16 protein-coding genes and 3 pseudogenes are annotated in these 23,530 nt (G+C 69.5%); 7 read left to right on the top strand and 12 right to left on the bottom strand.

The genetic code is table 11. From position 1 onward, the window contains the following. The first annotated feature begins 334 nt into the window (after positions 1-334). The gene (locus tag J3A75_RS31685; RefSeq protein WP_043075186.1) at positions 335-1,273 is read left to right on the top strand and encodes an NAD(P)/FAD-dependent oxidoreductase; all 939 of its coding nucleotides are present in this window, start codon (positions 335-337) and stop codon (positions 1,271-1,273) included. Between the two features lie 985 nt (positions 1,274-2,258). Here the strand turns inward: J3A75_RS31685 and J3A75_RS31680 are convergent. From J3A75_RS31680 to J3A75_RS31660, 5 genes are read right to left on the bottom strand one after another with little or no spacing between them, the layout of a single operon-like run. Then, positions 2,259-2,684: an MgtC/SapB family protein gene (locus J3A75_RS31680; RefSeq protein ID WP_043075188.1), complete on the bottom strand. Its 426-nt coding sequence runs from the start codon at positions 2,682-2,684 to the stop codon at positions 2,259-2,261. A gap of 30 nt (positions 2,685-2,714) precedes the next feature. Beyond that, positions 2,715-2,870, bottom strand: a complete 156-nt coding sequence (locus J3A75_RS31675) for a hypothetical protein (RefSeq protein WP_159392780.1) — start codon at positions 2,868-2,870, stop codon at positions 2,715-2,717. Positions 2,871-2,918: 48 nt separating this feature from the next. After that, a complete protein-coding gene (locus J3A75_RS31670; RefSeq protein ID WP_024828456.1) occupies positions 2,919-3,302 on the bottom strand; it encodes a hypothetical protein in 384 nt (127 codons plus the stop codon). Next, positions 3,299-4,294 (bottom strand): thioredoxin family protein, encoded by a 996-nt coding sequence (locus tag J3A75_RS31665; protein WP_052516998.1) that lies wholly within the window; start codon positions 4,292-4,294, stop codon positions 3,299-3,301. The genes J3A75_RS31670 and J3A75_RS31665 overlap by 4 nt, the downstream gene beginning before the upstream one ends. After that, complete coding sequence (locus J3A75_RS31660) at positions 4,282-4,659, bottom strand: hypothetical protein (RefSeq protein ID WP_124262951.1); 378 nt, start codon at positions 4,657-4,659, stop codon at positions 4,282-4,284. Before J3A75_RS31660 ends, J3A75_RS31665 begins: the two co-directional genes overlap by 13 nt. A 220-nt stretch (positions 4,660-4,879) precedes the next feature. Between J3A75_RS31660 and J3A75_RS31655 the strand changes: the two genes are divergently transcribed. Then, on the top strand, positions 4,880-5,755 hold the full coding sequence (locus tag J3A75_RS31655) for a LysR substrate-binding domain-containing protein (protein ID WP_024828459.1): 876 nt from the start codon (positions 4,880-4,882) through the stop codon (positions 5,753-5,755). A gap of 956 nt (positions 5,756-6,711) precedes the next feature. On the opposite strand, the gene J3A75_RS31650 is transcribed toward J3A75_RS31655, so the two are convergent. Next, on the bottom strand, positions 6,712-7,398 hold the full coding sequence (locus J3A75_RS31650) for a transporter (protein WP_071000280.1): 687 nt from the start codon (positions 7,396-7,398) through the stop codon (positions 6,712-6,714). A 7-nt stretch (positions 7,399-7,405) separates the two neighbouring features. Next, positions 7,406-7,699, bottom strand: a complete 294-nt coding sequence (locus J3A75_RS31645) for a hypothetical protein (protein ID WP_043075190.1) — start codon at positions 7,697-7,699, stop codon at positions 7,406-7,408. 1,726 nt (positions 7,700-9,425) lie between these two features. Between J3A75_RS31645 and J3A75_RS31640 the strand changes: the two genes are divergently transcribed. Then, positions 9,426-11,537 carry a carbohydrate porin gene (locus tag J3A75_RS31640; protein WP_071000279.1) on the top strand — a complete coding sequence of 704 codons (2,112 nt, stop codon included), beginning with the start codon at positions 9,426-9,428 and terminating at the stop codon, positions 11,535-11,537. Positions 11,538-11,636: 99 nt separating this feature from the next. Here J3A75_RS31640 and J3A75_RS31635 read toward each other — a convergent pair whose 3' ends face one another. After that, positions 11,637-11,924 (bottom strand): hypothetical protein, encoded by a 288-nt coding sequence (locus tag J3A75_RS31635; RefSeq protein WP_127992115.1) that lies wholly within the window; start codon positions 11,922-11,924, stop codon positions 11,637-11,639. A 192-nt stretch (positions 11,925-12,116) separates the two neighbouring features. Between J3A75_RS31635 and J3A75_RS31630 the strand changes: the two genes are divergently transcribed. Next, positions 12,117-12,797, top strand: coding sequence for a hypothetical protein (locus J3A75_RS31630; protein WP_124262952.1), 681 nt, complete (start codon positions 12,117-12,119; stop codon positions 12,795-12,797). 640 nt (positions 12,798-13,437) lie between these two features. Here J3A75_RS31630 and J3A75_RS36745 read toward each other — a convergent pair. After that, positions 13,438-13,887 (bottom strand): annotated as a pseudogene (locus J3A75_RS36745) (transposase); the annotation flags it as partial. Between the two features lie 67 nt (positions 13,888-13,954). Between J3A75_RS36745 and J3A75_RS31620 the strand changes: the two are divergent. Then, a pseudogene (locus J3A75_RS31620) lies at positions 13,955-14,790 on the top strand (IS3 family transposase); the annotation flags it as partial. Between the two features lie 238 nt (positions 14,791-15,028). On the opposite strand, the gene J3A75_RS31615 reads toward J3A75_RS31620, so the two are convergent. Then, a complete protein-coding gene (locus J3A75_RS31615) occupies positions 15,029-16,306 on the bottom strand; it encodes an IS110 family transposase (protein ID WP_071000277.1) in 1,278 nt (425 codons plus the stop codon). A 146-nt stretch (positions 16,307-16,452) separates the two neighbouring features. Between J3A75_RS31615 and J3A75_RS31610 the strand changes: the two are divergent. Then, positions 16,453-16,815, top strand: a pseudogene (locus J3A75_RS31610) (integrase core domain-containing protein); the annotation flags it as partial. Positions 16,816-16,997: 182 nt separating this feature from the next. Here the strand turns inward: J3A75_RS31610 and J3A75_RS31605 are convergent. After that, positions 16,998-18,281, bottom strand: a complete 1,284-nt coding sequence (locus tag J3A75_RS31605; protein WP_124262953.1) for a hypothetical protein — start codon at positions 18,279-18,281, stop codon at positions 16,998-17,000. A gap of 1,041 nt (positions 18,282-19,322) precedes the next feature. Between J3A75_RS31605 and J3A75_RS31600 the strand changes: the two genes are divergently transcribed. Beyond that, positions 19,323-21,695: an EAL domain-containing protein gene (locus J3A75_RS31600; RefSeq protein ID WP_071000275.1), complete on the top strand. Its 2,373-nt coding sequence runs from the start codon at positions 19,323-19,325 to the stop codon at positions 21,693-21,695. Between the two features lie 319 nt (positions 21,696-22,014). Here the strand turns inward: J3A75_RS31600 and J3A75_RS31595 are convergent, their stop codons facing one another. Further along, positions 22,015-23,097, bottom strand: coding sequence for a catalase family protein (locus J3A75_RS31595; protein WP_043074875.1), 1,083 nt, complete (start codon positions 23,095-23,097; stop codon positions 22,015-22,017). Positions 23,098-23,530: the final 433 nt, after the last annotated feature.

Below are 23,530 nucleotides of genomic sequence, written 5' to 3'. Positions count from 1 at the left end.
GGAGCGGAACGGCAGCTGGCCTGCCTCGAACGATTTGTGTGAGGAGCTCTCGCATCGGAAGAGGCGATCGGCGTTTGCCGCAGAGATCGGCCGTAGCACCTGTCGGGCTATCCGATGCAGCCCGCTCCGGGCTGCTGGCCTCGATGGGTTCGGCAAACAGGGGCTCGATCTGCGCATTGGGCTATGTCCCGCCGAAGCTGAGACGCGCTACTTTGCTCCAGCCGAGGTGCGAGCCTCGGCCGCCCGACCCAAACCAAAACGTCTCCGGGAAACCTGGGCCGGTTCACGCAATCCGCGGGCGGCACTCGTCCGGAGCCATGAGGAGGCGATGGCAATGAGCGGCAGCGATGAGCGGCCGATAGACACGCTCGTGATCGGCGGTGGCCCTGCCGGGCTGACGGCAGCGATCTATCTCGCCCGCTACCACCGGACGGTTGCGGTCGTCGACGACGGCAACAGCCGGGCCAAATGGATCCCGCGCTCGCACAATCACGCCGGCTTTCCCGACGGCATCGGCGGGGAAGAACTCCTGGCGCGCATGTCGGCGCAGGCCGGACGCTACGGCTCTCGGTTCGTGAGGGGCCGCATCGACGTGATCGAGGGGCATCCCGGCCGCTTTCTCGCGCGGGGAGACGGCATCGCCCTGGTGGCACGCACCCTCATCCTCGCGACCGGAACCGTGAACCGGCGGCCAGACGTCGATCCGGACACGCACCGACGGGCCCTCGATCGCGGCCAGCTCCGGTACTGTCCGGTCTGCGACGGCTTCGAAGCAACGAGCCAGGCGATCGGCGTCATCGGCGCTGACGCGCGCGGCGTCGCGGAGGCCTTGTTCCTACGCACCTACTCCGCTGACGTCACGCTTCTCCCGACCGGCCCGATGGAGATCACGGCCGGCGACCGCTCGCTTCTCGAACGGGCCGGCGTCGCGATGGAGGCACGTCCGCTGGCGCGGCTTGTCTTCGACGACGACCGCGTCACCGCGCTTTTGGAAGGTGGCGGCGAGCGCCGCTTCGACACCGTCTACCCCGCGCTGGGATCGGACTCGAACGACGGCCTCGCGCACGCGCTCGGGCTGGAGATGGGAGACGGCTGCTGCATCGCGGTCGACCAGAAGCAGCGCACGAGCCGCGAGGGCATCTATGCCGCGGGCGACATCGTCTACGCTCTCGATCAGATCAGCGTCGCCATGGGCCACGCCGCGATTGCGGCGACGACCCTGCACAACGATCTGCGCGCGCAGGAAGGCCGTAGTCAGCCGGGCCTTCCCTGACAATGCTCATTGCCAACCTCTTCATGATGGCGGTTGAAGCGTCGGGCGCGCAGGTGCAGTGCTTCGGGATGACCGATGCTCGGCAGATCGGCTGGACGGCGGTCATAGCGGTTGTGAGGGGCTGAGCTGGTTGCGCCGCTGGGGGGGACAGCGCCCCTGCACACGGCGCGCTCGGGCGACGACCTCGACACGACCGTCGCTCCGGATGAGGCCTTCGATGGTGGAGCATGGCAGGGATGGGGACAGGATCATCTCACCTCGTGAAGCAGCCCGTGCCCCCCTCGCAGCAACCTTGCCACCCGAGAGGCGAGTGAACCACCGAGCCGCTACTGCTGGCGGATTACCCCGCGCCGGCCGTTGGCTGGGGCATCCGGCAGATCGCGCTGGAGGAATTGGCGGTCGCGAACATGGTGTGCCCGGCCTCCGGCGCCATGCCTGAGCCAGGCACGCACATGGCGCAGAAGGAATGGATGAACCGGTCCATCCAGGACGCGGGCTGGGGGACGTTGACCGGGATGGTCCGCTACAAGGCCGCGAGAGCCGGTGCCGCGCTGATCCTGGTCGATGCGTAGAGCACGCCCGCCGAGTGCGGGTGGTGCGGCGCGGCTCCGCCGGCGCCGCTGCCCGTGCGGGGCGGACGAGCACCGTGACGTCAATGCGGCCAGGGTGATCCTCGGCCGTGGTCGCGCGGCGAAGGCCGCTGGCGAAGGGGTCACCCCTCGGGGGCGCCGACGCGGGCCGTCGGGCCGTGCGTCGCCCCGGGATGCACGGCCCGGCGTGAACCGCGCCGGAGACCGGCGGGCGAGGTCATCGGCCTCAAATGACGACTGACCCGAAAAGACCCTCGTGCCCACCGAGATGCCGGAGCCGGCGGGCAGCGTCCGACTTCCGGATGGCGAGCTCCCCGATCCTGAGCACGCCGAGCCGGTCGGGCGCGTGGCGGGGCGGGCTGTGCGGGTCCGCCTCGCCGGCCCGCACCGGCGGCCTATCCCTTGAACGCTGTGTTGAGCTGTAGGGTCGCGAACGTCACGATCGATAGGATCGCGGCGATGTCGTAGAGCCCGTAGCCGACGGCTGCCCCGAGCGCACCCGTCGCCCACAGGCTCGCCGCAGTGGCGGTGCCGGAGGTTCCCCCGGCGCGCTTGAGGATCGCGCCGCCGCCGATGAAGCCGACGCCGGTGATGAGACCCTCGATGATCCGCGCCTGACCAGCCGAATCCTGGCCCAGCACTCGGATGGCGACGATCACGAAGCCGCAACTGGCGATCGCCACGAGCGGGAAGGTGCGCAGCCCTGCGCTCCGAGCCTCATGCTCGCGGTTCCAGCCGATAGGCAGGGCCAGGGCGTACGCGACCGCGAGGGCGATGAGGTGGGAGGCGACCTCCCAAAGGTCGAAGTTGCGTCCTGGCATTCGGTCCCCCTGCCCGACCGGGCGATCCGTCTACGACCTCAGGACGACGAGCGTCGCCTTCTCGATCCGCGCGAAGACGGCGATCACATACACGTACTTCGGGCAGGCCCCTACCGCGGAGCAAAGCCCCATGCGCTCGGCCATCGCGAACCCCGAGGCCCCCTTGCGGGCGGAGCTGGCAGTCACATCACGGCACCGCCCGATCCCAATGGGGGCGGCCGAGCGACCGTCCCGTTAGGTGGATGTTTCCGATGGCACTTCCGTATCGCCGGGCGCGGCATTCGGCTTCCCGGCCTCCCGCACGGACGACCGCAGCGCATCGCGAATGTCCTCGTCATCGGGGAGCGGATCGTAGCGACCGTTGCGGTGGCGGTAGAGGCGACAGGTCAAGGCGGCGGGCTCATCGCCGACCGGCGCGATGTCGCGGCCATCGACACGGATCGTGGGCGAGCCGACAAAGTTCTCGTCCCTCGCCTCCCGCAAGACCAAGATCTCGCGCAATTCGATGGCCTGTGGATCCAAGCCGAACTCCGGCAGGAGGCGGCGCAGCTGGGTCAAAGCCTCCGCGTGAGACGGGCAGTCCTCCCAGTAAAGCAGTGCGACATGCGGCGGGGTCATCGCTCGCTCCCGCCAGGACCGGACCCGAGGGTCCACTTCACGGTGCAACCGACGGGTTTGGTCTCAGGGACTGCCACATCCCTTCCGGCGAGCACGGCGTCCAGGGCGGCGCGCAGCCATCCGGCGTCGCGGGATGGGTCGCGGTGGTCCTCATCCGGCGCACCGTGATAGGCGACCCGTCCGTCGGCATCGAGCACGAACGCCTCTGGGGTATGGCGTACGCCCCATGCCCGAGCAACTTCCTGGCCGGCGTCCATCAGGTAGGGACTGGCCATTTCCCCGGCCGTCACCCGATGTCTGCAGGCATCCAGCGTGTCATGGGGGGAAACGATCGGGTCGTTCGCGTTGATCTGCAGGACGCGGACCAACAGATCATAATCACGCGCCACGTTTTGTATGCGCTCATGCCAGGCAAGTGCCCAGGGGCAGTGGTTGCAGGTCCAGACGATCAGGGTGGCCGGGACCCGCCCTCCGTGCAACGACGTCGACCGGTCGCTCGTATCGCGCAGCACGAACGGCGGGGCACGATCCCCCACGCGGAGGGCAGGCTTGAGATCAGCAGGCTCCTTGTGGTGCGGCGAAGGCTCCAGATGTTGGATGCGCCCGTCGTCTCCGAGAGTGAAGGCGACATCGAGCGCCGAGAGGCCGTTGGGACCAGTGCGCCCATCCGCCCCGCCGGTGAACCTCGCGCGAAGGGCCAGCCTCGTGGCGGTTGCGGCGGGCAACAGGCGCCATTCCAGCGCCTGCATCGCAGGTCCGGCCGGCATCCGCGCTTGGTGAGCCAAGACCGCATCGATGCCGACGACCGTCTGGCCGGCAAAGGTCAGTCTCACGTCGTCGCTCAGCGCGGAACGGCGGGCGGCATCGGCCGAGGGCCCGGTCTGCCCGAGGGCGTTCATCCATGCGGCGACGGCAGTCGGGAGCTTGTCAGGCAACACCATGGTTCGAATCTCCTCGTGGGACACGTCGCTGGTCTGGGTCAGCCGCCCCATCGCTCGGAGCCGTCCCGGTCGTTGCGCCAAGGGGCGTCACGACCGACGCGACACAGGGTGATGGCGAACAGTTGGACCGACGATCCATCGAGCGAGTAGACGCTGTCCTTGCAGGCAAAGTCGGCGCTTCCGGTCTCGCGCTGCACCAAGACTTGCCCCGTGACGGGACTGGTCCAAGGCAGAAGGGGCTTGGCCGTCCAAGCGGCCGTGGCTCCGGGCGGGAGATCGGCGACTGCGCTGCTGATGGCGGCCATCTCTCCGGCGTGTATCAGGCGCTGCCAAAGTCGGCCCGCGGCACCGACGACGGGTAACGGCACCAGCAGCACCGCCGGGATCAAAAAACGGAAACGTCCTTGCGGCAACACGACCCTTAACCTAGCGAATGAACGTTGCCTCGATGCGACGCGGCCCCGGTACCGCCGATCCCGCGGTCCAACTCGCGCCGCACGAGTCGGCTGACCTCCGCGCGAGACGCTCCCTTGGCCCGGTGCGGGGAACGATCCGATGCCTGCGGCACACCCGACGGCATACCGGCGTCCCTGCGCGACCGCCAATCGTCATTGATGCAGGCTGTGATCAGGATCGATGATCAACCTTGAGCTTCGGCACCTACGATCGTTCGTCTGTCTCGCCGAGGAACTACACTTCGCGCGAGCCGCCGCACGCCTCAACATCGTGCAGCCGGCGCTCAGCGCGCAGATCCGCGGCATGGAGGGCATGCTCGGCGTTGAGTTGTTCGATAGAGGCCGACACAAGGTGGCGTTGACCGAACCAGGGCGCCTCTTGCTGGCCGAGGCCCGCGCAACCCTGGCGCAGGCCCAACACAGTATCGAGGTCGTTCAGCGCGCCGGGCGCGGGGAGGCCGGCCACCTACGGATCGGCTACACCGGCGCCGCTGCGTACTCGGGACTGATGTCGCGCCTGGTCCGCGATTTCCGCCGACGCGCGCCCGCCGTCACCTTCGGCTTCGAGGAGCTGTATCCGACGCTGCAACGCGATGCGCTCCTGGCAAGCCGCATCGACATGGGACTGATGGTGTTCCTGCCCTCGTTCCGCGACGAGCGGCTGGCCCATCGCGTGATCGAGCATTGGTCGCTGGTGGTTGCGCTGCCTGCCACCCATCCGCTCGTGTCCTGCGATCGGATCCGCCCCGATCAACTTCAAGGAGATGCGTTCGTCGTCTACGCGGCGCACGGCGGGGAACTCGGCGGGGAAGTTTTGGACCGGATCGGTGTGGTGCCGACCGCCGTCCATAGAGCCGCAACCGTGACCTCGCTCCTTGCCCTCGTTGCAGCCGGGCTTGGCCTTGCCGTCGTTCCCTCGGGTTTGGCAATCAGCACGACCGCCGACGTTGTTTTCCGATCCCTCGACTTATCGATTCCACCGCTGGAGGTTTCAGTCGTCTATGACGCGACGACCATGGTCCCGGCCCTGATGAATTTCATCAATGCATTCACATGACGGTCGCTGGCGAACGTTTCCGGCACAAAGACGCTCACTTCGCCATGTCAGCGAGATTCCTCGCAGGGATTGTATGTCGGAAGCGGGAAGATCGATTGGGTCGGTTGTCGTGATGAAAGCCGATCGCGGCCGCGATCGGCGACAGGTGGCATCAGCCCTCGACCTCGGCCATTAGCCCTTCAACCGATCCGGCGGCGCTCGGCCGCGGCATCGGGATGATCGTGGCGACTTTTCTCGGGTTCGGGGCGGTCGCTGCGAGACGGAACTCGTATCGCGGTCGGTTCGGTCCTCGCAACCGCAGGCAATCCAAGCTTCACGCAGCAAGCCCTGCCGGCCTCGTCGTGGGCGACATTCCGACGGACACGTCCGCGTCCCACAAGCCAAGCCGGCGCGTCGTCGGCATCGTTCTCGGCCCTGACCCCGGTGGACGTATCTTACGAGTACCGTCGCTCACGGTACAGGGTGCATCGTTTCGAGTCCTGTCTCAGTTTGAACCAGCCCGCGGGCCGGCGCTCCTGCGATTCCGTCCCACTTCCCGGACGCGCATGCGCGGCGGGGTCTGCGGCCCAGGCGACACCACGGACTGGTGGCCGGGGCCCGGCCGGGCGGATCCTCGCCCGCGAGCATGAGGCCGCGGGCGGGATCGGCGCCCCCTCGCAGTTCGGTTTCCCGGTCCCCGCTGGCCATCCGCGACGATTTGCCGATGAGTTGGCGTCGGGGGAGCCCAACGCAGGAGGTGACCTGTCGCCGCTCGCGGAACCTTTGTCGTCCCCCCGGAACGGGTGGGCGTCGGCCCCGGGGCAGACATGGCTCGCCCTTCAGAGATCTGCTGGCGGATCCCGGTCGGCGTCAGGCGCCCCCCTGATCGCGGAGATCGGAACCCATGCGGCGCCCGGGAACGGGCCGCACGACGGGTGACGGGCGGCCGGCAGCGGGCGAGCCTCGCCCGCGGGGCCTCATCCCACCAGCTCGTCGAGAAGAAGCAGCAGCAGGAAGCCGACGAAGAACATGGCGGTCACCCAGGGACGGTCCTCGGACTCGTGCGCCTCGACCAGCAGTTCCTCGGTGACGAGGTAAAGCAGCGCGATCAAGCCGAAGGCCAGGAAGCCGCCTTGGACGGGGGCGGGCATGGAGCCCACGGGACCGCCGAGCAGGGCGCCGAGCGGCAGCAGCAGGACGAGACCCGCCGTCGCGCCGACCACCTTCCACTTCGATGCGCCGCCCTCGCCGAGCTCGCTGGCCACCGTGAGGCCCAGGAACAGCACCTCGACGGTGAGAGCCACGGTGAGCAGGAAGCCGGCCCTCGCGGCGGATGCGAAGGCGATGCCCAGCACGAGGCCGTCCACCAGGATGTCGATGCCGGTCACGGTCAGCAGCCCCACCGGCCCGGCCGCCCGCCGCTCCAGCATGCGGACCCCGAGCATCGCCGCCACGCCGACGGCGCCCCCGACCAGCGTGGCCCAAGGGGAGCCGACATGCTTCAGGTCTGGCAGGATCTCGCCGGCGGCAGCGGCGAACACCACCCCCGCCGCGAGATGCTGGATGGCGCTGACGAAGACGGCCCCCGGCCGCAGGTTGGCCGCGATCGCGGCCCCGAGGATGGCCGCCGCGGCCGGGATCAGCGTGTAGATCCAGGCTTGCATCGTGGCCTCACGCGGCGCCGTTCGGGCGGGCGGCGACGGGCCCGTCGTTGCACCCGAAGCGCTGCCCCTCGCCCCCGCGGAACTTCCGCCGGGCCTGCCGCGGGACCTGTGCGGACGTGGCCGGCGAGATGCCGGCCCTCGTCCTGGCGACCGCGAGGCCGGTCCACGCGCTCGACGGGTCGCGGAGGCAGTGCGCCGCGGCCGCGGCGTCCCCATCGTGCCGGAACGGCCCGGCAGCAGGCGCGCCCGTTGGCCCGCAGGCACGGCCGATCGGGTCCGCGTCGCGGCAGAGGCTGGCCATGTCACGCTCCCTTCCGAGGTCGAGCCGCGAGCCCTAGATCATCCAATGGCCGGTGGGGCAAGCCTCCCGGGCCGTGCGGGAAGCGAAATGAATCGAGCGACCCCGGCGCCATCGCGCCGGGGTCGCTCGGTCTTCCACGTCGCATCCTTCCCGGCCTCGCCCCACCTCGTCGCGTGCCCGATGCGCGATCGCCGCCGCGACGGAGATTCCCGGCGCGGCCTGGCTTGAGCCGGGGATCGATCCCGCGCCGACGCCGATGCCGTTCGTCACCTTCCTGCGGGTGCCGCTGCGAGAACCCGGCCGCGTCTTCGACCTGGCCCGCATCCGCGGGGCCCTGCTGGCCGCCGCCTCCTCGTCGGTGCCGCTGTCGGGCACGGCCCCCGATCTGGTATCTGCCAGCCGACCCGATGCTGCCCGCCGGCCTTCCGATCTACCGGTTCCGGGATTTGGCGACGGTCTACGGCACTGCCTGCCAGGAGCCGATCCAGGGGAGTTCGGCGACGGCATCATGTCGGCGATCGGCTCTGGACATGGACGTGGCTCAGAAGGCCAAGAACGAGCGCGACCGCGTGCGGCCCAGGATGTCGGGGAAGCTCCCGCTATACAAGCGTCACGGCGACGACGACACCTCGAATGCGGTTTCAAGGAGGACCAGGGACGCGGGTCCGGCCGGCGGCTGGCGAGCCGTCGCGCCGGTCATATCGAGGCGGCGGGCCCACTCCGTCCCACCAGGCATCCCGGTCGGGATATGCGTCATGACGGTCGAAATCGACAAGGACCCGTCGGCCGCCCCACGAACCCGCCGAGGCATGGAAGTGAATGAGGTGCGTCGGTTCGGCGGGGCGACACTCGACATCTTAGCCGAGACTAACAATCACAGTCCGGCCCAAGAAAATGCGGCCTAACTTGCTCATCCGTCAATCGGATTCATGATTTTTGGGCTTGACCGCCTCGGCCCTTCGTTTACTGGAATGCCGTCGCCGGCGCGCCTGTGCCGCCCGCGTCGCACACCGGAACCCTCTCCACCCCATGCCCAGCGACAGTCACAGTCGATCGACTGTGCCGCGCGCCGGCTAGGTCGCACGGACTCGCCCTGGAAGGGTGAACCCGGGACCTGGCCGCACGCGCGGCCCGTCCCAGGAGACCCTCATGTCCATCGTCCATCTCGCGTGGGCCGCGTCCGCGCCCGCCATTCCCCCTCGCGAAGGAACGGCGCCTCCTCGTCTTTCGGCCCACTGGTCGCTGAATCCCGCCACGGGTCGCCTGGAGTGTGCCTGGGTTCGGGCGCCGGGCCCACTGCAGGCGGCCGCGGTTGCCCAGGATCGCCCTGGACGTCTTGCGTTGCCGGAAGCGGCGTGAGACGGGGGCCCGCAAAGCTGCCCTCCCCCGACCCGCGCGGACAGGCGAGGCGTCCTTCGTTGGCGGATCTGCGCCGCGACGTCAGCCGGCCCGCGCGCGGCGGCCGCGGGCGCAAGACATCCGTACGACGCCAGTGACCGAATCGAGGCTGCGGTGGATTCCGGGGTTGCCCGCCAGCCCATCGCCGTCCACGACGGGCCGGAGGGGCGCCATGGCGCGATCGGGATCCGGCCGTCATCGAGATGTCTTGCGGGTTTGTGACTGACGCCCATGCCTTCGGGGCGACGTTCGCGGGCCTCGCCCCGTCGGAGCGAAAGCCGCCAATCAGACGATTCATCGCCGGCGTGCGACGTTCGGAAGTTTAGCCATGCGTACCCTAGTCAGGCTTGCGATCGCCGCTCCATGGTGCGTCCCGTTGATCCCGGAGGCGGGAGCCGCGGACCTGGGGATCCCCGCGCCGTCCGCGGCCAGCTTCGTCGATTGGTCGGGGCCGTACCTGGCCGGGCAGGCCAGCGGGGGCGCGTCGTACGGGGGCTTCGACCTCGGCGCGCCGCGCGTCGGGGGCCGGACCCTCCCCGATTTCCGGACAGGCGACGGGGCCGGGCGCAACGACGCCGGCCGGCGGGCGACCTCCGCGGTCGGCGGCCTCGCCCTCGGCTGGGACTGGCAGGCCGGGCAAACGGTGATCGGGCTGGAGGCGGACCTCTCGGCGGCATCGCTCAAGCGGCCGGTCCTCGGCACGACCCCCGGCTTCGGCTACGAGCGCCGCGACGGGCTGGACGGGCTCGACATCGTGCGGGCCAAGACCGGCGCGTACGGCACGCTCCGCGCGCGGCTGGGCTACAGCTTCGACCGCTACCTCGTGTACGGGAGCTTCGGCCTGGCGGCCGCCGACAGCCACGTGCTGTCGACGTTCCCGGGGCAGGACGGGACCGCCCCCGACCGCGGCCGGCGCGAGTTCGGGTCGGTCGGGTTCACGTTGGGCGCGGGCATCCAGTTCGCCATCCTCCCGAACTTCGCGCTCGGCATCGACTACCGCTACCTGGACCTCGGGCGGACCGACCGCCTCGGGCTCGGCTTCGTGCCCGGCGCCGACGGGGGCCCCTTCTCCGCGCGCGTCGGCGCCGCCTCGAACCAGGTGTTGGCCCGCCTTTACTGGTTCCCGGGGGGCCTCGCCCTGCCGCCCGAACCCGACGACGCGGCGCCGCACGATCCGGACACAGGCAATTCCGACCGCATCTCGGTGCACGGGCAGACGACCCTCGTCGCGCAGGGCGTGCCAAACTTCCGTTCGCCCTACGTCGGCCCTCAGAGCCTGGTCCCGAGCCAGACCCAGCAGACCACGACCGCGACCGTGTTCCTCGGCCTGAGGCTGACCGACAGCACCGAGCTCTACTACAACCCGGAGTTCAGCCAGGGCTTCGGCCTCAGCCGGACCACTGGCGTCGCCGGCTTCCTGAACGGCGAGGCGCAGAAGGCCGGCGCCGCGGCGCCCCGGCTGCGGTCGAACCGCTACTACGTGCGCCAGACCTTCGGGCTCGGCGGCGAGACCGAGACCGTGCCCGACGGGCCCAACCAGTTGGCCGGGACGCGCGACGTCGAGCGGGTCACGGTGGTGGCCGGCAAGTTCGCGCTCGGCGACTTCTTCGACGGCAACGCCTACGCGCACGACCCGCGCGTCGACTTCTTCAACTGGTCGCTGTGGGCCTCCGGCGCCTACGACTTCCCGGCCAACCTGCCAGGCTACACGCAGGGCGTCATGGTCGAGTACAACCGGAGCGCGTTCGCCGTCCGCGGTGCCTACACGCAGGTCCCGAAGGAGCCGTCCAGCGACGTCCTGGACCCGAGGGTCCTCCGGCGCGGCGGGGCCACGCTGGAGTTCGAGGAGCGCCATACCCTTCCGCTCCTCCACCAGCCGGGCAAGCTGCGCGTCGGCCTGTTCAGCAACGAGGGCGTGACCGCGAACTATCGCGACGTCGTCGCCCTCACGCAGGCGGGCGCGTTCGCCGACGCCAACGAAGCCGCGGCCGCAACGCGCCGCCCGAGGCGCAAGAGCGGCTTCTACGTCAACCTGGAGCAGGCCCTGACGGCCGACCTCGGCTCGTTCCTCCGGTTCAGCGACGGCGACGGCCGGACGGAGAACCTGTCGTTCGCCGACATCGACCGCTCGCTCTCGGGCGGCCTCTCGCTGAAGGGGGCCGGCTGGGGAAGAGCGCAGGACACCGTCGGCGTCGGGGCCGTGATGAACGCCCTGTCGCCCTCGCACCGGGCATACCTCGCGGCGGGCGGCCTCGGCCTGGTCGTCGGCGACGGGCGGCTTCGGTACGCCGCCGAGCGCGCGTTCGAGGCGTACTACGCCGTCGGCGTCAGCAGGGCCGTGACGGTGACGTTCGACTACCAGCACGTCGACAGCCCGGGATACAACCGCGACCGGGGGCCAGTGGACGCCTTCGCCACGCGCCTGCACGTCGACTTCTGACGGCATCGAGACCAGGGAGACGAGCCGACGGGCTCGACGGCAAGCCGTCGTGGCGGATGCGGCAGCGCCGGATCGGACCTGACGCCAGGGCCGTCTGGGTCAGCGCAGTCGCAGGTGGGATCCCGCGAAGGGCGGGAGTGCGATCCATGCGTCGGTTTCGGTCTGGCCCGATGCTGCATAAGCCTCGGACAGCCTCTCGAAGGCGATCTCGTCCCACGCATAGCAGTCGACTGGCCGAAATCCGATCGGTTGGCTGCGGCCGGTCCTGATCGCGTCGAGAAATCGGGGATTGGCGACGTACAAGACGTCCGGCCCCGTCGCGAGGATGACGCGTTTCAGGGGCTCCCCGTCGTAGGCTCGTACCAGGGCGAGATGCGCGTGATCCATCGAGGCCTCCATGGCCTGTTCGTGCCACCGATCCCCGTTTGATCAACCCTCTGGTTCCGCGGCGATTCGAGTGGCTGACCTTAACGAAACAGTAAGGCACCTTTGGCGAAACAGAAGGGCTTTGACGATGCCGCGACTTGCTGAGGGGGTGCGAATTCCGCCGGCCCCGTTTATGTTTCGCTGAGCGCCGTCTTGGCTGTAATCACTGTCCTGCGCGATCACGGCACGCCAAATCCCATCGACGAAATGGCGTTGCAGCACGTGTCTCAGAGTATGCGACGGCAGGTGCTCTCGGGCCTGAGGTTTCTGCGGCTGATCGATGCCCGTGGCCGTGCGCTGCCGAGGCTGAAATCCCTGGTTGTGGCGTACGAGACTCCGGCATGGCCGACCGTGCTGACGGGCGTGCTCAAGGCGGCTTACGAGCCGCTGTTCCAGCATGAGCTCGGCACGATGTCGCCGACTGTGTTTCAGCGCCTGTTTCGCTCGCAGTATCCCTCGACGGATGGCGTAACGCGGAAGGCCCTGACGTTTTTCATCAGCGCGGCGCGGTCGGCCGAGATCCCGTTGAATGGGGATCTCTTCGAGGGCCGCCGCGTGCGACGGGGTGGGCAGCGGCGGGAGGCTTTGGGCCGCGAGAATGGCGGCCGTGTCGAGCCCGTCGACGACGCACAGGATGAGACCCCGAGCCTTGGCGAATCGGGGGGCGAGGAATCCCCAGGAAAGGTGATCGCGGCCGATGACGGGCACGCGGCGCTCGCCTTTCTGACGGACCTTCTCGACGAGGCCCGTATGACGGGACAGGAGCAGGAGGCCGTGTGGACCCTGGTGAAGTATGTCCGCCGCTGCCGCGACCACGCGCATCGCGCTGCGTGACGACTCTTGATCCGGTTCGTGCCTGACTGCGTCTGGTCTCATGGCGTCGTCAATTTGACCGGTCTCGGCCAGGGGACGCCCCGCGCCGCCGGAGCTTGGGGCCCGTCGCGCGCAGGATCCGCGCCGCACGGATGCGCCGGTAGCGTGGGTTGTCGATCCGCCGCAGGCGCTTCAGGCGTTTGTCTTGAAGGACGGGGAGGAAGGTCCGGTCGCGGCGAAAACCTTCGGGCAGGCGGAGGATCTGGCGCGCGAGATCGCCGGGCCGGGCGACTTTTCGGAACATCCGCTGAGTGAGCCCGGCTTCGCCGGCGGCAGTGAAGAAGCGGCGCGGCCAGTCTTCGATCCACGCCGCGACGGTCTCGACGATGACAGCACAGTCGCCGGCACTGAGACACCGCGGGCAGATCTGAAGCGCGTGCCGGATCCGTGTGCGGCGATAGATCCCGGCCGACAGGATCAGGGACGCATCGCCCGATCCCCGCCCGAACCGACGGCGAGGGGCATCCAAGGTCATCGCGCGGACCCGGTCGAGCGTCAGGCCGGCGCGACCCGCGAGATCGGCGAGCCATGCGGTGTCCGCGACCTGGTCGAGATCGCGGTTCCACACCGGTCGGTCCGGCCACCACAGTGCGGCGAACGGCTTCACGACCTCCAGGGTGATGCCGTGATCGGCGGCCGCTTCCGCCGCGCGCTCAGGTATAGAGCCCTGATCGACACAGGCGAGGTTCACGCTGTCACTGGTTGCCCTCTGCACGGCACAAGCGAGCGCGGCCACGGCTGCGCGATCATCGGCGTTGGCCGGTGTGACGTGCAGAGCCAGCACTTGGCCGAGCGTACCGACCGCTGCGTGCAGCTTCGAGCCACGGGTGCGCTTGTGACCGTCCCAAGCGGCGCGAGCGACGCTCTCAGGGGTCGAACGCGGGGTGCGGCTGTCGTGCACCACGGCCGAGGGCTCCTCGGCACGACCCGCAGCCAGGCGCAACACGGCGCGCAGGTTGTGGATCAAGCTCTCGAAGCAGCCGGGCCGCAGCCAACGTTGCGCCTGATCGTACACGGCGTGCCACGGCGGCAAGTCATGGGGCATCGCGCGTTGACCTGACCGGCTGGCTTTGGACCGGGCTGATTGAGAGGATCAGCCGGGACCGAAGGAGCTGGGTATGAAGCGGGGTCAGAAGACGAGCGCAAAGCAGGTCGTGCTCAAGCTGCGCCAGATCAAGATCCTGACGGCACAGGGCAAGAGCTTGGCGCTCGCATGCAAGGAAGCCGAGATCCCAGAGCAAAGCTACTATCGCTGGCGCAAAGATTACGGCGGCTTACAGATCGATCAAGCCAAGCGAATGAAGGAGCTGGAGCGCGAGAATACCCGCCTGCACCGGCTGGTCGCCGATCTGTCCCTTGAAAAGCAGGTGCTCGCGGACTTCGCCGCGGGAAACTTGTAGCCCCCGAACGACGCCGGCAGGCGGTCGATGGTGCCCGAGAGAAGCACGGTCTCTTGGAGCGCCACGCCTGCCGGATCGTCGGCCAGCACCGGGGCACGCAGCGTTACGTGCCCACGGTTGCGGCCGACGAGGATGAACTGACCCGCGCCATCATCGCCCTGGCGTCCGAGTACGGCCGCTACGGCTACCGCCGCGTGACCGCGCTGCTGCAGGCGGCCGGCTGGCGGGTGGGCAAGGACCGGGTTCAGCGCATCTGGCGTCGTGAGGGGCTGAAGGTCCCAAAAAAGCACCGACCGCGCAGCCGCCTCTGGCTGAACAACGGCTCGTGCGTGCGGCTGCGCCCGCTCCACCCCAACCACGTCTGGAGCTTCGACTTCGTCCAGGCGCAGACCCATGACGGGCGGAGCCTGCGCGTCCTGACGCTGATTGACGAACACAGCCGGGCCTGCCTCGCGCTGAAGGTGGCGCGGCGCATCGGCAGCCTCGGCGTGATCGAGGCGCTGGCCGACGCGATGTGCCTGCACGGCATCCCGGAGCATCTCCATTGCGACAACGTCCTACGTAGCGATGAAGGACGGCTGGCCAGGCAACAGGTCTCCGTCCGCGAACATGCGCCCGCGGTGTGTTTGTCGTCAACGTCGATCCAGGCGGCTCCTGCCGATCCGGAAGAACTCTCGGCCATAGCGAACACAGGATCCAGCCGATGCACGCGGCACCGTGGTCCTCACCGTCCTCAACACGAGATGTCGATCCAGGCAGGAGACCCGAGCATTATCTACAGGGTCGTGGTTCTCACGCCCTCACGGCTCTGCTGAGAGGGGTTCTCCCACCTGGCACCGGCCCCTCGACGAAGGGCCGGTAGTCGGCACCGGTCTTGATGACGGCGTGCACCACGCGCGCCATCTTGGCGGTGATCGCGGTCAGCGCCTTACGCCGCAGGTCGGCATTGTGCCGGTCGCGGGCGATGTAGCGCTCGAACTTGTCGCGGAAGCCGTTCTCCCGCTGCCGGATAGCGACCTGTCCGGCCAGCCAGAGCGTACGCCGGAGCCGGGCGTTGCCGTACTTCGACAGCTTGGTCTGGCCGCGGAAGGTGCCGGATTGCTGGGTGGCCAGATCGAGCCCGCAGAACTTCAGGAACTGCCGGTGATGGCTGAAGCGGCGCAGGTCGCCGGCCTCAGCCAGGATGGTCAGGGCGTTGATCGGGCCGATGCCGGGGATGCGGCGCAGCAGCTTGTAGTCGGAGCTGTCGGTCAAGAGGGCGTCGGCCGTGGCCTCGATGGCGTCGCGCTGCTGGATCAGCCCGCGCGCCTCGCCGATGACGAGCCGGAACATGCTCACCGCCGGAGCGTCAGGCGGCACCGGCAGGCCGATCGAGCTGTGGGCCGTCTCGTAGATGTCGCCGAGCAGTTGCGCCTTGGCGACCTTGCGCCCGACGACATCCCAGGCGGCGGCGATGAAGGCTTCCTTGCTCAGCGCGGTGATGCAGGCGGGCGTGGGGAAGCGATCGAGGAAGGCGAAGAACCAGTCCGAGCGGCTGTTGTGGCGGAAGCGGTCGACCTCTGGGAAATACAGCGGCAGGTAGTGGGTCAGGATCCGATGCAGCACCTCGGTCTTGGCCCGCGAGACGGCGTCGTGCGTCTTGGACAGCTCCTGCACGTCGTTGATGCCGGCGGCGAGCGGGTCGTGATACACCTGCGAGGCGCCGATGCGGATCATGTGCAGCATGACTTGGGCGTCCTTCGGGTCGTTCTTGTCCCAGCCGTTGTGCAGGGCCTCGCGGGTGCGGGCGAGCCCCACGGAGGAGATCAGGCGCACGGCAAAGCCGGCCTGGAGCAGGCGCCAAGCGATCGGGCGGTGATAGTTGCCGGTGGCCTCGAAACCGCAGGTCACCGGCTGGCCGAGGTTCGACAGGAGCGCGATCAGACGGTCGTGCTCGGCGCGGGTGTTGAGGACGCTCAACCGGCGTCGTCGGCCGGAGCCGGGCACCTCGATGAGGACCTCGTTGCGGGCCTTGGCGACGTCGATGGCTACGAGAACGCCGGCCGGCGGCGTAAGCTGTGGTCTGGTCATGGTCGATCCGTCTCCGGAATGAGGCTTCGAACACCGTCATTCTAGAGACCTGTCGATCGGCCATGACCGCCCAGGGCGGCGCGCTGCGCTCAGCATGGCTTCGCGCGCCGCCCCAGAGCCGTCGAGCCATCTTCCCGATGTGCTATGGCCCCGAGATGATTGCGAAGGCGCTGCGCAAATGGGTCGCCAAGACGGGCCCGCAGATCCAGTACATCACCCCAGGCTCGCCGTGGAAGAACGGGTACTGCGAGAGCTTCAACGGCAAGCTGAAGGACGAGTGCCTGAGGCAGGAGATCTTCTACTCGCTCAAGGAGGCGCAGACCGTGATCGGGATCTGGCAGAACACATACAACCGCGTCCGGCCGCATTCGTCCTTGGGCTACCGGCCGCCCGGGCCCGTCACCTTCCCGGATCTGGCCTTCCGGCCTCCATGGTCGCTGCCATGCAGTAGCCTCTCACTCGGCCCGGTCCAAAATACCGGTCAGGTCACCCGTGCCGACGGCCGGTGAGGAAACTCGCAGGGATCGACAGGTTTCGCGAAGCGGCTCGGCCGTTCGAAGCCTAACGATGTCCAGGGCGCGGCGAACACGCCTACGGCGCGGAAGGCCCACGGCAGCTTGGTACGCGTTTACCGAACCTCGCCCCGAGACGACGGCCCGTCCGATCGGGGAGCCGCGGAGGGGGCAGCGGGTCAGATGGACGGGCTCGGTCCATCGAGACCCGGACGATCGTCGGGCGATGGCGCCGTCTCTTGGTCCGGAGCACCTGCGGCGATGAAATCGAGGAGGGCTTGTTCCCGGTCGATTGGCCCGTTCGTCGCCGCCGGACGGCGTTGGCCATCGACGTCGAATGCCTCGAAGTGGAGTTGCGCGTTGCCGACGTCGCCGAAGGCCGCCCTGATCGGCTTGGCGTGGTATTGGGGGAGTCGGTTCGCGGCGAGCTCGTACCAGACTTTCTCCCGGATCGTTTCCACCATGCCCGAGGGTGCGAAGAGCAGGCCGCGAAGGCCCTCCAGATCGTCCTGCGCCTTCAGGGTCGCGACGACGCACGCGATGTGCCGGGCGAGCTTGCGGGCGTTGCCGACCTCGAAGCGCTTGCTCCCGTCGCCGGGACGATCGCCTCGGAGAAGCAATGCCGTCATCACCGGGTCGCGCCTTACGAGTCGGGCGATGTCGTCGGCCGCCGCGAAGGCGGCCACGGCGTCGCCGGCCTCGATCGCGCGCCGGGCCTCGCGGACGCCCGACATGAACGCCTCTCCCGTCGGGGGCAACGGCCTGCGGGTTGCCAGCCGGTTCCGCACGCACTCCTCGTAGGTGGCGCCCGGGTACACGGTCTCGGTCTGCGTCTCGGATCTGACGGTCGGCCGCTCAGTCCCTGCCGGCATCAGGGAGGCCAGGTGGTCGGCGAGCTTCCGACCCAGGCGGTCGACATCCCCGTCGGGGCCGCTGAGCATGACTTGGTAGTTCACGTGCACGAAGGGATCGACCGGGGCGAAATAGAACGCGCGCGACAGCCCGAGGACCTGCTTCACCCGTTCGCGGATGTTGTCGGGCGCGGCATGGAGCACGGTTCCGGGTGCGACCGCCTCGATCCTGGATGTCCAGGACACATGCACGCCACAGGCGCGGGCCTCCTCCATCGCCTCGGTCATTGCCCCCCGGACGCCATCCTTCAGGCGAGCGGCCTGGACGGAGACGCAGGCGCCGACGATGCCGAACAGCTCGTCCATCCGGTGCTCCACCATGGATTGGTCGAGACACTGCACCGCTTCGTCGCCGCCCGCCTCGGCCAGCGACGCGCAGAGGTCGTCGAGGACCGCGCCGCGGTTCGCCTTTGGGAGGGCCTGGTTGAGGGCGAAGGCGCGAGTCTCGTCCGGATGTCCCACCGCCGGAATCGAGCGCGAGAGTCCGATATGGCAAAAATGCGTGACCCGCACGGTGGGGCCGACAGAAGAACTTATTTCCATGGATGTCATGACTGGCCCGTCCCGCTCAGTGCACCATCGAGCCCGATGCCCGATCGTCCCGGCGAAGGTTGGTCGGGGGGCTTGCAACCCACAACCTCGGCCCACGCCGCCGACGGGAATGGGCCACCCGGCTGATCCTGCCCCGCCGACGGCCCGGCCACCGCGCCGGGACCGCACAAGAAAGTTCCGCGATCACCGGGGCACATGCGTCACCGCCCTCGCACCGTGCCAGAGCACAATGGCTGGGCCGTCTAGGGGCCGGGAACGGCTGCGCGGCGCTCGGCTTCACGATGCCGGTGATGGACGGGTTCCACTCTCTCGACAGGCTCCCGGGGCTGCCCGGCTGCGCGAAGGTCCCCGTGGTGGCGCTCAGCGCACGGGACGTGACGGCGACCGAGCGCGACCGCCGTCCGAGGCCGACCAGGCTGGCGCAACGGCGAAACGAGCCCGCAGAACATCGCCACGGGAGATGCGCAAGCTCGACAATCAGCAGACGGACGGCGCGAACGCCGCCACGACGCACGAGCCGGCACGGGCTCGGCGGGCTGACCACTGCGACGGCCTGCCCGTCGTCGCCGCTACCCGGGACACCATGGGTTCGACTTCGGCTCAGCCCGCGAATGTCTGGAGCGCGGCTTCGATGCGGCGGGGGTCGAACGGCTCGCCGAGCACGATCCCGCGCTCCGGAATCTTCGAGGCGTCCAAGGGCCGCGACGGGACCATCAGCAACTCGATAGGCGGCCAGCGGTGGCGGATCGAAGGCGGGCTGCATGCCCGCGGTGGAGCCGCGCATGTCGAGGCCGGTGAACACCGCGTCGATCTCGCTTGTTGGCCGGCAAGGTCGACGAGCCGTGGTCCCATGCCGCGCCCCTCGACGACACCGTCCCGACGCCACGACGATGACCGGGAGGCCCACCGGAAGGGGGGCCTGGCCGATCCGCGGCACCCATCGGCGATCGCCTGTGGATCCACGACATGGTCGCGCACGCTTAACTCGTCCGACAGGGACTTGTGCGATCAGAGGGATTCAACGGGTTTCGAGGCCGCGCCATGCTCAACGTCGTCGGATGCCTCGTCGAAACCCATGATCTCCGCCTCGTCGTCCTGGCGGCCGCCACCTGCGGACTGTCGGCGCTGACGACGGTCTGCCTCGTCGACCACGCCCGCCGGACCGCCGCCTGGGTCCAGGTCGGCTGGCTCGCCGTGGCCGCCTTCGCGGGGGGATCCGGCATCTGGGCGACGCACTTCATCGCCATGCTCGCGTTCGCGCCTGGCGTCCCGGGCGGCTACGATCTCGGTCTCACCGCGCTCTCCCTCGTCCTCGCGATCGCGCTGGTCGGCGCCGGCGTGGCCCTCTCGGTCTCCGTCGGGGGGCGTGCGGCCGCATGGGCCGGCGGTGGCGTCGTCGGGCTCGGCATCGCGGCGATGCACTACACCGGCATGGCCGCCTACGACGTCGCCGGGCACAAGGCGTGGGACCCCGCCGCCGTCGCGGCCTCGCTCGCCCTTTCCGTCCTGCTCGGCGGGGCCGCCCTGTCGGCCCGGCCGGGCGGGCGAGGCCTCGCCCGCCAGCTTCCCGCCGCGCTCCTGCTGCTGCTCGCCATCTGCGGGCACCATTTCACCGCGATGGGCGCCGTCACCGTTACCCCGGACCCGACCATGGCCGTCTCCGAGGCCGCGGTCCCGAACGCGTGGCTGGCCGTCGCCGTCGCGCTGGCGAGCTTCACCATCCTCCTCATGGCCGGCGCCGCGCTCGCGCTGGACCTCCGCGACCGCCGGCATGCCCAATTGGAGGCCGACCGCCTGCACAGCCTCGCCAACGCCGCCGTCGAGGGGCTCGTGGTCTGCACGGGCGACACCGTCGTCAGCGCCAACCGCAGCTTCGCCAAGCTCGCCGGCCGGCCCCAGGCCGGCCTCCCGGGCTCGTCCCTGTCCGCCTACCTTCCCGGGGAAGCGACACGCCTCCTCATGGCCGGCCATCCCGAGCGACCGGTGGAGGTCGAGCTTCGGCGCGCGGACGGCACCTTGATCCCGGTCGAGGTGATCATGCAGCCGGTCGAGCATGCCGGGCGGCCCCACTACGCCGTGGCCGTGCGCGACCTGCGTGCCCGTCGCCAGGCCGAAAGCCGTATCGCGTTCCTCGCCCACCACGACGCCCTCACCGGCCTCGCGAACCGCGCCAGCTTCGGCCAGCGGCTCGACCTTGAGATGCGGGCGGCGGACGTGGGGGGACGCAAGCTCGCCGTGCTCTGCCTCGACCTCGACCGCTTCAAGGAGGTCAACGACCTGTTCGGTCACGCCGCCGGCGACGCGATGCTGGAGGCCGTCGCCCGCATCGTCTCCGCGGAGCTCGACGGCACCCAGACCATGGCGCGCCTCGGCGGCGACGAGTTCGCCGTTCTGATGCCGTGCGAGCATGCGACCGCCGCGGGGGGACTCGCGGAGCGCATCCTGGAGGCGCTGCGCGCCGGCCGGGCTGAGGGGGGCGGCCCCAGCATCGCGACCAGCATCGGCGTCGCCCTCTACCCGGACGACACCCGGGAACGCGCGGCGCTCCTCAACTTCGCGGACACCGCCCTGTATCGGGCCAAGTCGGAGGGCCGCGGCACGTACCGCTTCTTCGAGGCCCGGATGGGCGCGGAGGTGCACGAGCGCCGCTCGCTGGAACATGACCTCCGCCATGCCGTCGCCCGCGGCGAGATGGAGCTCGTCTACCAGCCCCAGACCGAGGTCGGCACCGGCGAGGTCATCGGCTTCGAGGCGCTGCTCCGTTGGAGGCACCCCGAGCGGGGCCACGTCCCGCCGTCCGTGTTCATCCCCATCGCGGAGGAGAGCGACATCATCCTTCGGATCGGCGAGTGGGTCCTGCGCGAGGCCTGCCGCGAGGCCGCGGGCTGGCCAAGGCCCCTGTCCATCGCCGTCAACGTCTCGGCGGTGCAGATCCACTCCCCGGACCTCGTCGGGCTGGTGCACGAGGTGCTCCTCGGGACCGGGTTGGCCCCCGGACGGCTGGAGGTCGAGATCACGGAGACGGCGCTGATCAGCGACCCGAACCGGGCGCTCCTCACCCTGCGGCAACTCAAGGCGGTCGGCGTGCGTGTCGCGATGGACGATTTCGGGACGGGCTACTCGTCGCTCTCCAACCTGCGCTCCTTCCCGTTCGACAAGATCAAGATCGACGGCTCGTTCACGCGCGCCGTCGACACCAACGAGCAGACCGCGGCCATCGTGCGCTCGGTGTTGGGCCTCGGCCGGGGCCTCGGGCTTCCGGTCCTGGCCGAGGGGGTCGAGACCGAGGCCGAACTCGGCTTCCTCGCCGCAGAGCGATGCCATGCGGTGCAGGGCTATCTCCTGGGACGCCCGTCGCCCATCGCGGCGTTCTCCCGCCATACCCATGGGATCGTCAGGCAGGATGCCGCGTGACACCCCCGGCGAGCGAGAGGCACGCCATCACCGAACGGTCGCGCGACGGATCGCCCGAATGGCCAAGCGGGCGGAGGACGCGGTCGCCGCCGACCTGAAGCAGGCTTTCGCCGGAGAGGCAGCGGAGCGACCGCGCCCCGCGACTGAGCGGCGTTCGGCCCGATGACCATCATGCTCGCCCCGGCCTCGAACACCGCCTCGCGCGGCCTGGTGAACGCCGGTCCTCCGTGACGCGCGGCGCAATCAGGGTCGCGGGCCGTCTGCCCTCGGGCTCGTCATCGAATCCTCTCTGACCGACCGGTCCCTGGCGTCGCCGTCCTCAGGCCGGGATGCGGTCGATGCCGCCAGTTTCCTCTTCCGCCACGCCGTTCTCGCGATGGCGGAACGCGCTGAGCGCCCTGTACACCTGCAGCCGCGCCCGCATGACGGAGCCAAGCGGCCGGTGCGCCGCGAGGCTATGCGCGGGACGGAAGGTCATCACCTCGTCGAAGTAGTTCACCCGCTCCGGGGAGTAGGCGTCCTGGGGCGGCAGGCGAACCGTCGCCACCGTGCGGTACGGGCTGACCGAGACCGGCCAGTCGACCGAGGCGTCCTCGATGGGCTGCTTGTCGGCGTCGGCCCAAAGCTGGACCCTCAGCTCGTAGACGACGTCGTGCTCCCGAAAGAAGTCGACCGTGGCGTGCCGGAACCCGTTTTCGTCCTGATGGGGGTCGAGCCGCCATTCGGAGAGCGCGCGCTGGGCGTCGGTCACCGGCACGGCCCCGAGCTTGGCCACGTAGTCCCCGAAGCGGACCGGCGCCTGGCTGAAGTAGCTGTCGGCGAGCGGATGGCTGTAGGGGTGGCCGAAGAAATCGGCCATGGCGCTCTCCGTGCCGAAGGCGTGTAGGACACGGTTGAGGTTACGCGCGGTCGAGGAGACTGCGCTCTTCACCCCCTCCGGCATCCCCGTCGACTTGCCGATGACCGTGCCGTCGCGCAGGAACCCCGCCGCCGTGCCGGACGGGAAGGTCGTGCCGGTGGCGAGGACGAAATCCTGGGTGTCGACCGCGTGGCCGGGCAGCTTCTCGCCGGGCACGTCGAAGACCTTGATCGACATGCCGCGGTGGGTCGAGACGCGGTCCCCCAGCGTTTCGCCGGGGCCTTGCGCGAAGCGCACCGCGACCGGATGCGTCCCCGGAGTGGCGAAAAGGCCCTGAGCCAACTCGGGCGGCAGACCCTCTGCGACCACCAGTTCGCCGGTCACGCAGGCCGAGCTCTTGGCGTGGCTCGCGCGCACCGCATGGTGCTCGCGCGCCTCGACGGCCCGTGACTGCCGGGTCATCCCCTCGATGATGCCGTCGATGGTCTTCTGCTCGTCCGGCGCGGGGGTCTCGATCTCGGCTGCGTAGCGCAGGTAGTCCATGGCCGACCTCCTCAAGGATGTGCCCGTATCGGGCGCCACGCTCGACGCGAGACGATGGCTGCACCGGGCGGACGTGCCGGCTCCCGGGTCGCCCCCGGGACTGCCGCGCGCGTGTGCCATGATCGGGGTACTGGCGGCATCGCCAACCGTACCTCGACAAACGCAGCCCAGGCCCTTCGTTCCCCGAAACTCGGCGACGGACGATTGAGTCATGCCCAATTCGGAGCGCACGTACGCCCTGGCAATTCGATCCCGGGTGTTCCGCCGACTGCGACCAGCGGCGCCGCACAGCGGAGACCCTGTCGTTCGCGCAGGCGCAAGGCCTCCGGCGGTCGAAATCCGCCCCCTCGTACCCACCGCCGGAGGCTGAACGGCGCCCGCGGCGGCGCCGGCCCTCGCTGGAGGGCAAGACGTCGATGCGCCCTCGACCGCA

Origin of the sequence: Methylobacterium sp. PvP105, assembly GCF_017876975.1 — a bacterium.
Taxonomy (GTDB): domain Bacteria; phylum Pseudomonadota; class Alphaproteobacteria; order Rhizobiales; family Beijerinckiaceae; genus Methylobacterium; species Methylobacterium radiotolerans.
Note: the sequence above shows the minus strand (reverse complement) of the source record. Positions and strands in the feature narration are given on the sequence as shown.

Excerpts from the sequence above, each read along its gene's own strand:
- J3A75_RS31670 (WP_024828456.1), bottom strand. The coding sequence starts at position 3,302 with ATGACCCCGCCGCATGTCGCACTGCTTTACTGGGAGGACTGCCCGTCT.
- J3A75_RS31650 (WP_071000280.1), bottom strand. The coding sequence starts at position 7,398 with ATGCAAGCCTGGATCTACACGCTGATCCCGGCCGCGGCGGCCATCCTC.
- J3A75_RS31595 (WP_043074875.1), bottom strand. The coding sequence starts at position 23,097 with ATGGACTACCTGCGCTACGCAGCCGAGATCGAGACCCCCGCGCCGGAC.
- J3A75_RS31600 (WP_071000275.1), top strand. The coding sequence starts at position 19,323 with ATGCTCAACGTCGTCGGATGCCTCGTCGAAACCCATGATCTCCGCCTC.
- J3A75_RS31605 (WP_124262953.1), bottom strand. The coding sequence starts at position 18,281 with ATGACATCCATGGAAATAAGTTCTTCTGTCGGCCCCACCGTGCGGGTC.
- J3A75_RS31680 (WP_043075188.1), bottom strand. The coding sequence starts at position 2,684 with ATGCCAGGACGCAACTTCGACCTTTGGGAGGTCGCCTCCCACCTCATC.
- J3A75_RS31645 (WP_043075190.1), bottom strand. The coding sequence starts at position 7,699 with ATGGCCAGCCTCTGCCGCGACGCGGACCCGATCGGCCGTGCCTGCGGG.
- J3A75_RS31640 (WP_071000279.1), top strand. The coding sequence starts at position 9,426 with ATGCGTACCCTAGTCAGGCTTGCGATCGCCGCTCCATGGTGCGTCCCG.
- J3A75_RS31635 (WP_127992115.1), bottom strand. The coding sequence starts at position 11,924 with ATGGATCACGCGCATCTCGCCCTGGTACGAGCCTACGACGGGGAGCCC.
- J3A75_RS31685 (WP_043075186.1), top strand. The coding sequence starts at position 335 with ATGAGCGGCAGCGATGAGCGGCCGATAGACACGCTCGTGATCGGCGGT.
- J3A75_RS31615 (WP_071000277.1), bottom strand. The coding sequence starts at position 16,306 with ATGACCAGACCACAGCTTACGCCGCCGGCCGGCGTTCTCGTAGCCATC.
- J3A75_RS31655 (WP_024828459.1), top strand. The coding sequence starts at position 4,880 with ATGATCAACCTTGAGCTTCGGCACCTACGATCGTTCGTCTGTCTCGCC.
- J3A75_RS31665 (WP_052516998.1), bottom strand. The coding sequence starts at position 4,294 with ATGGGGCGGCTGACCCAGACCAGCGACGTGTCCCACGAGGAGATTCGA.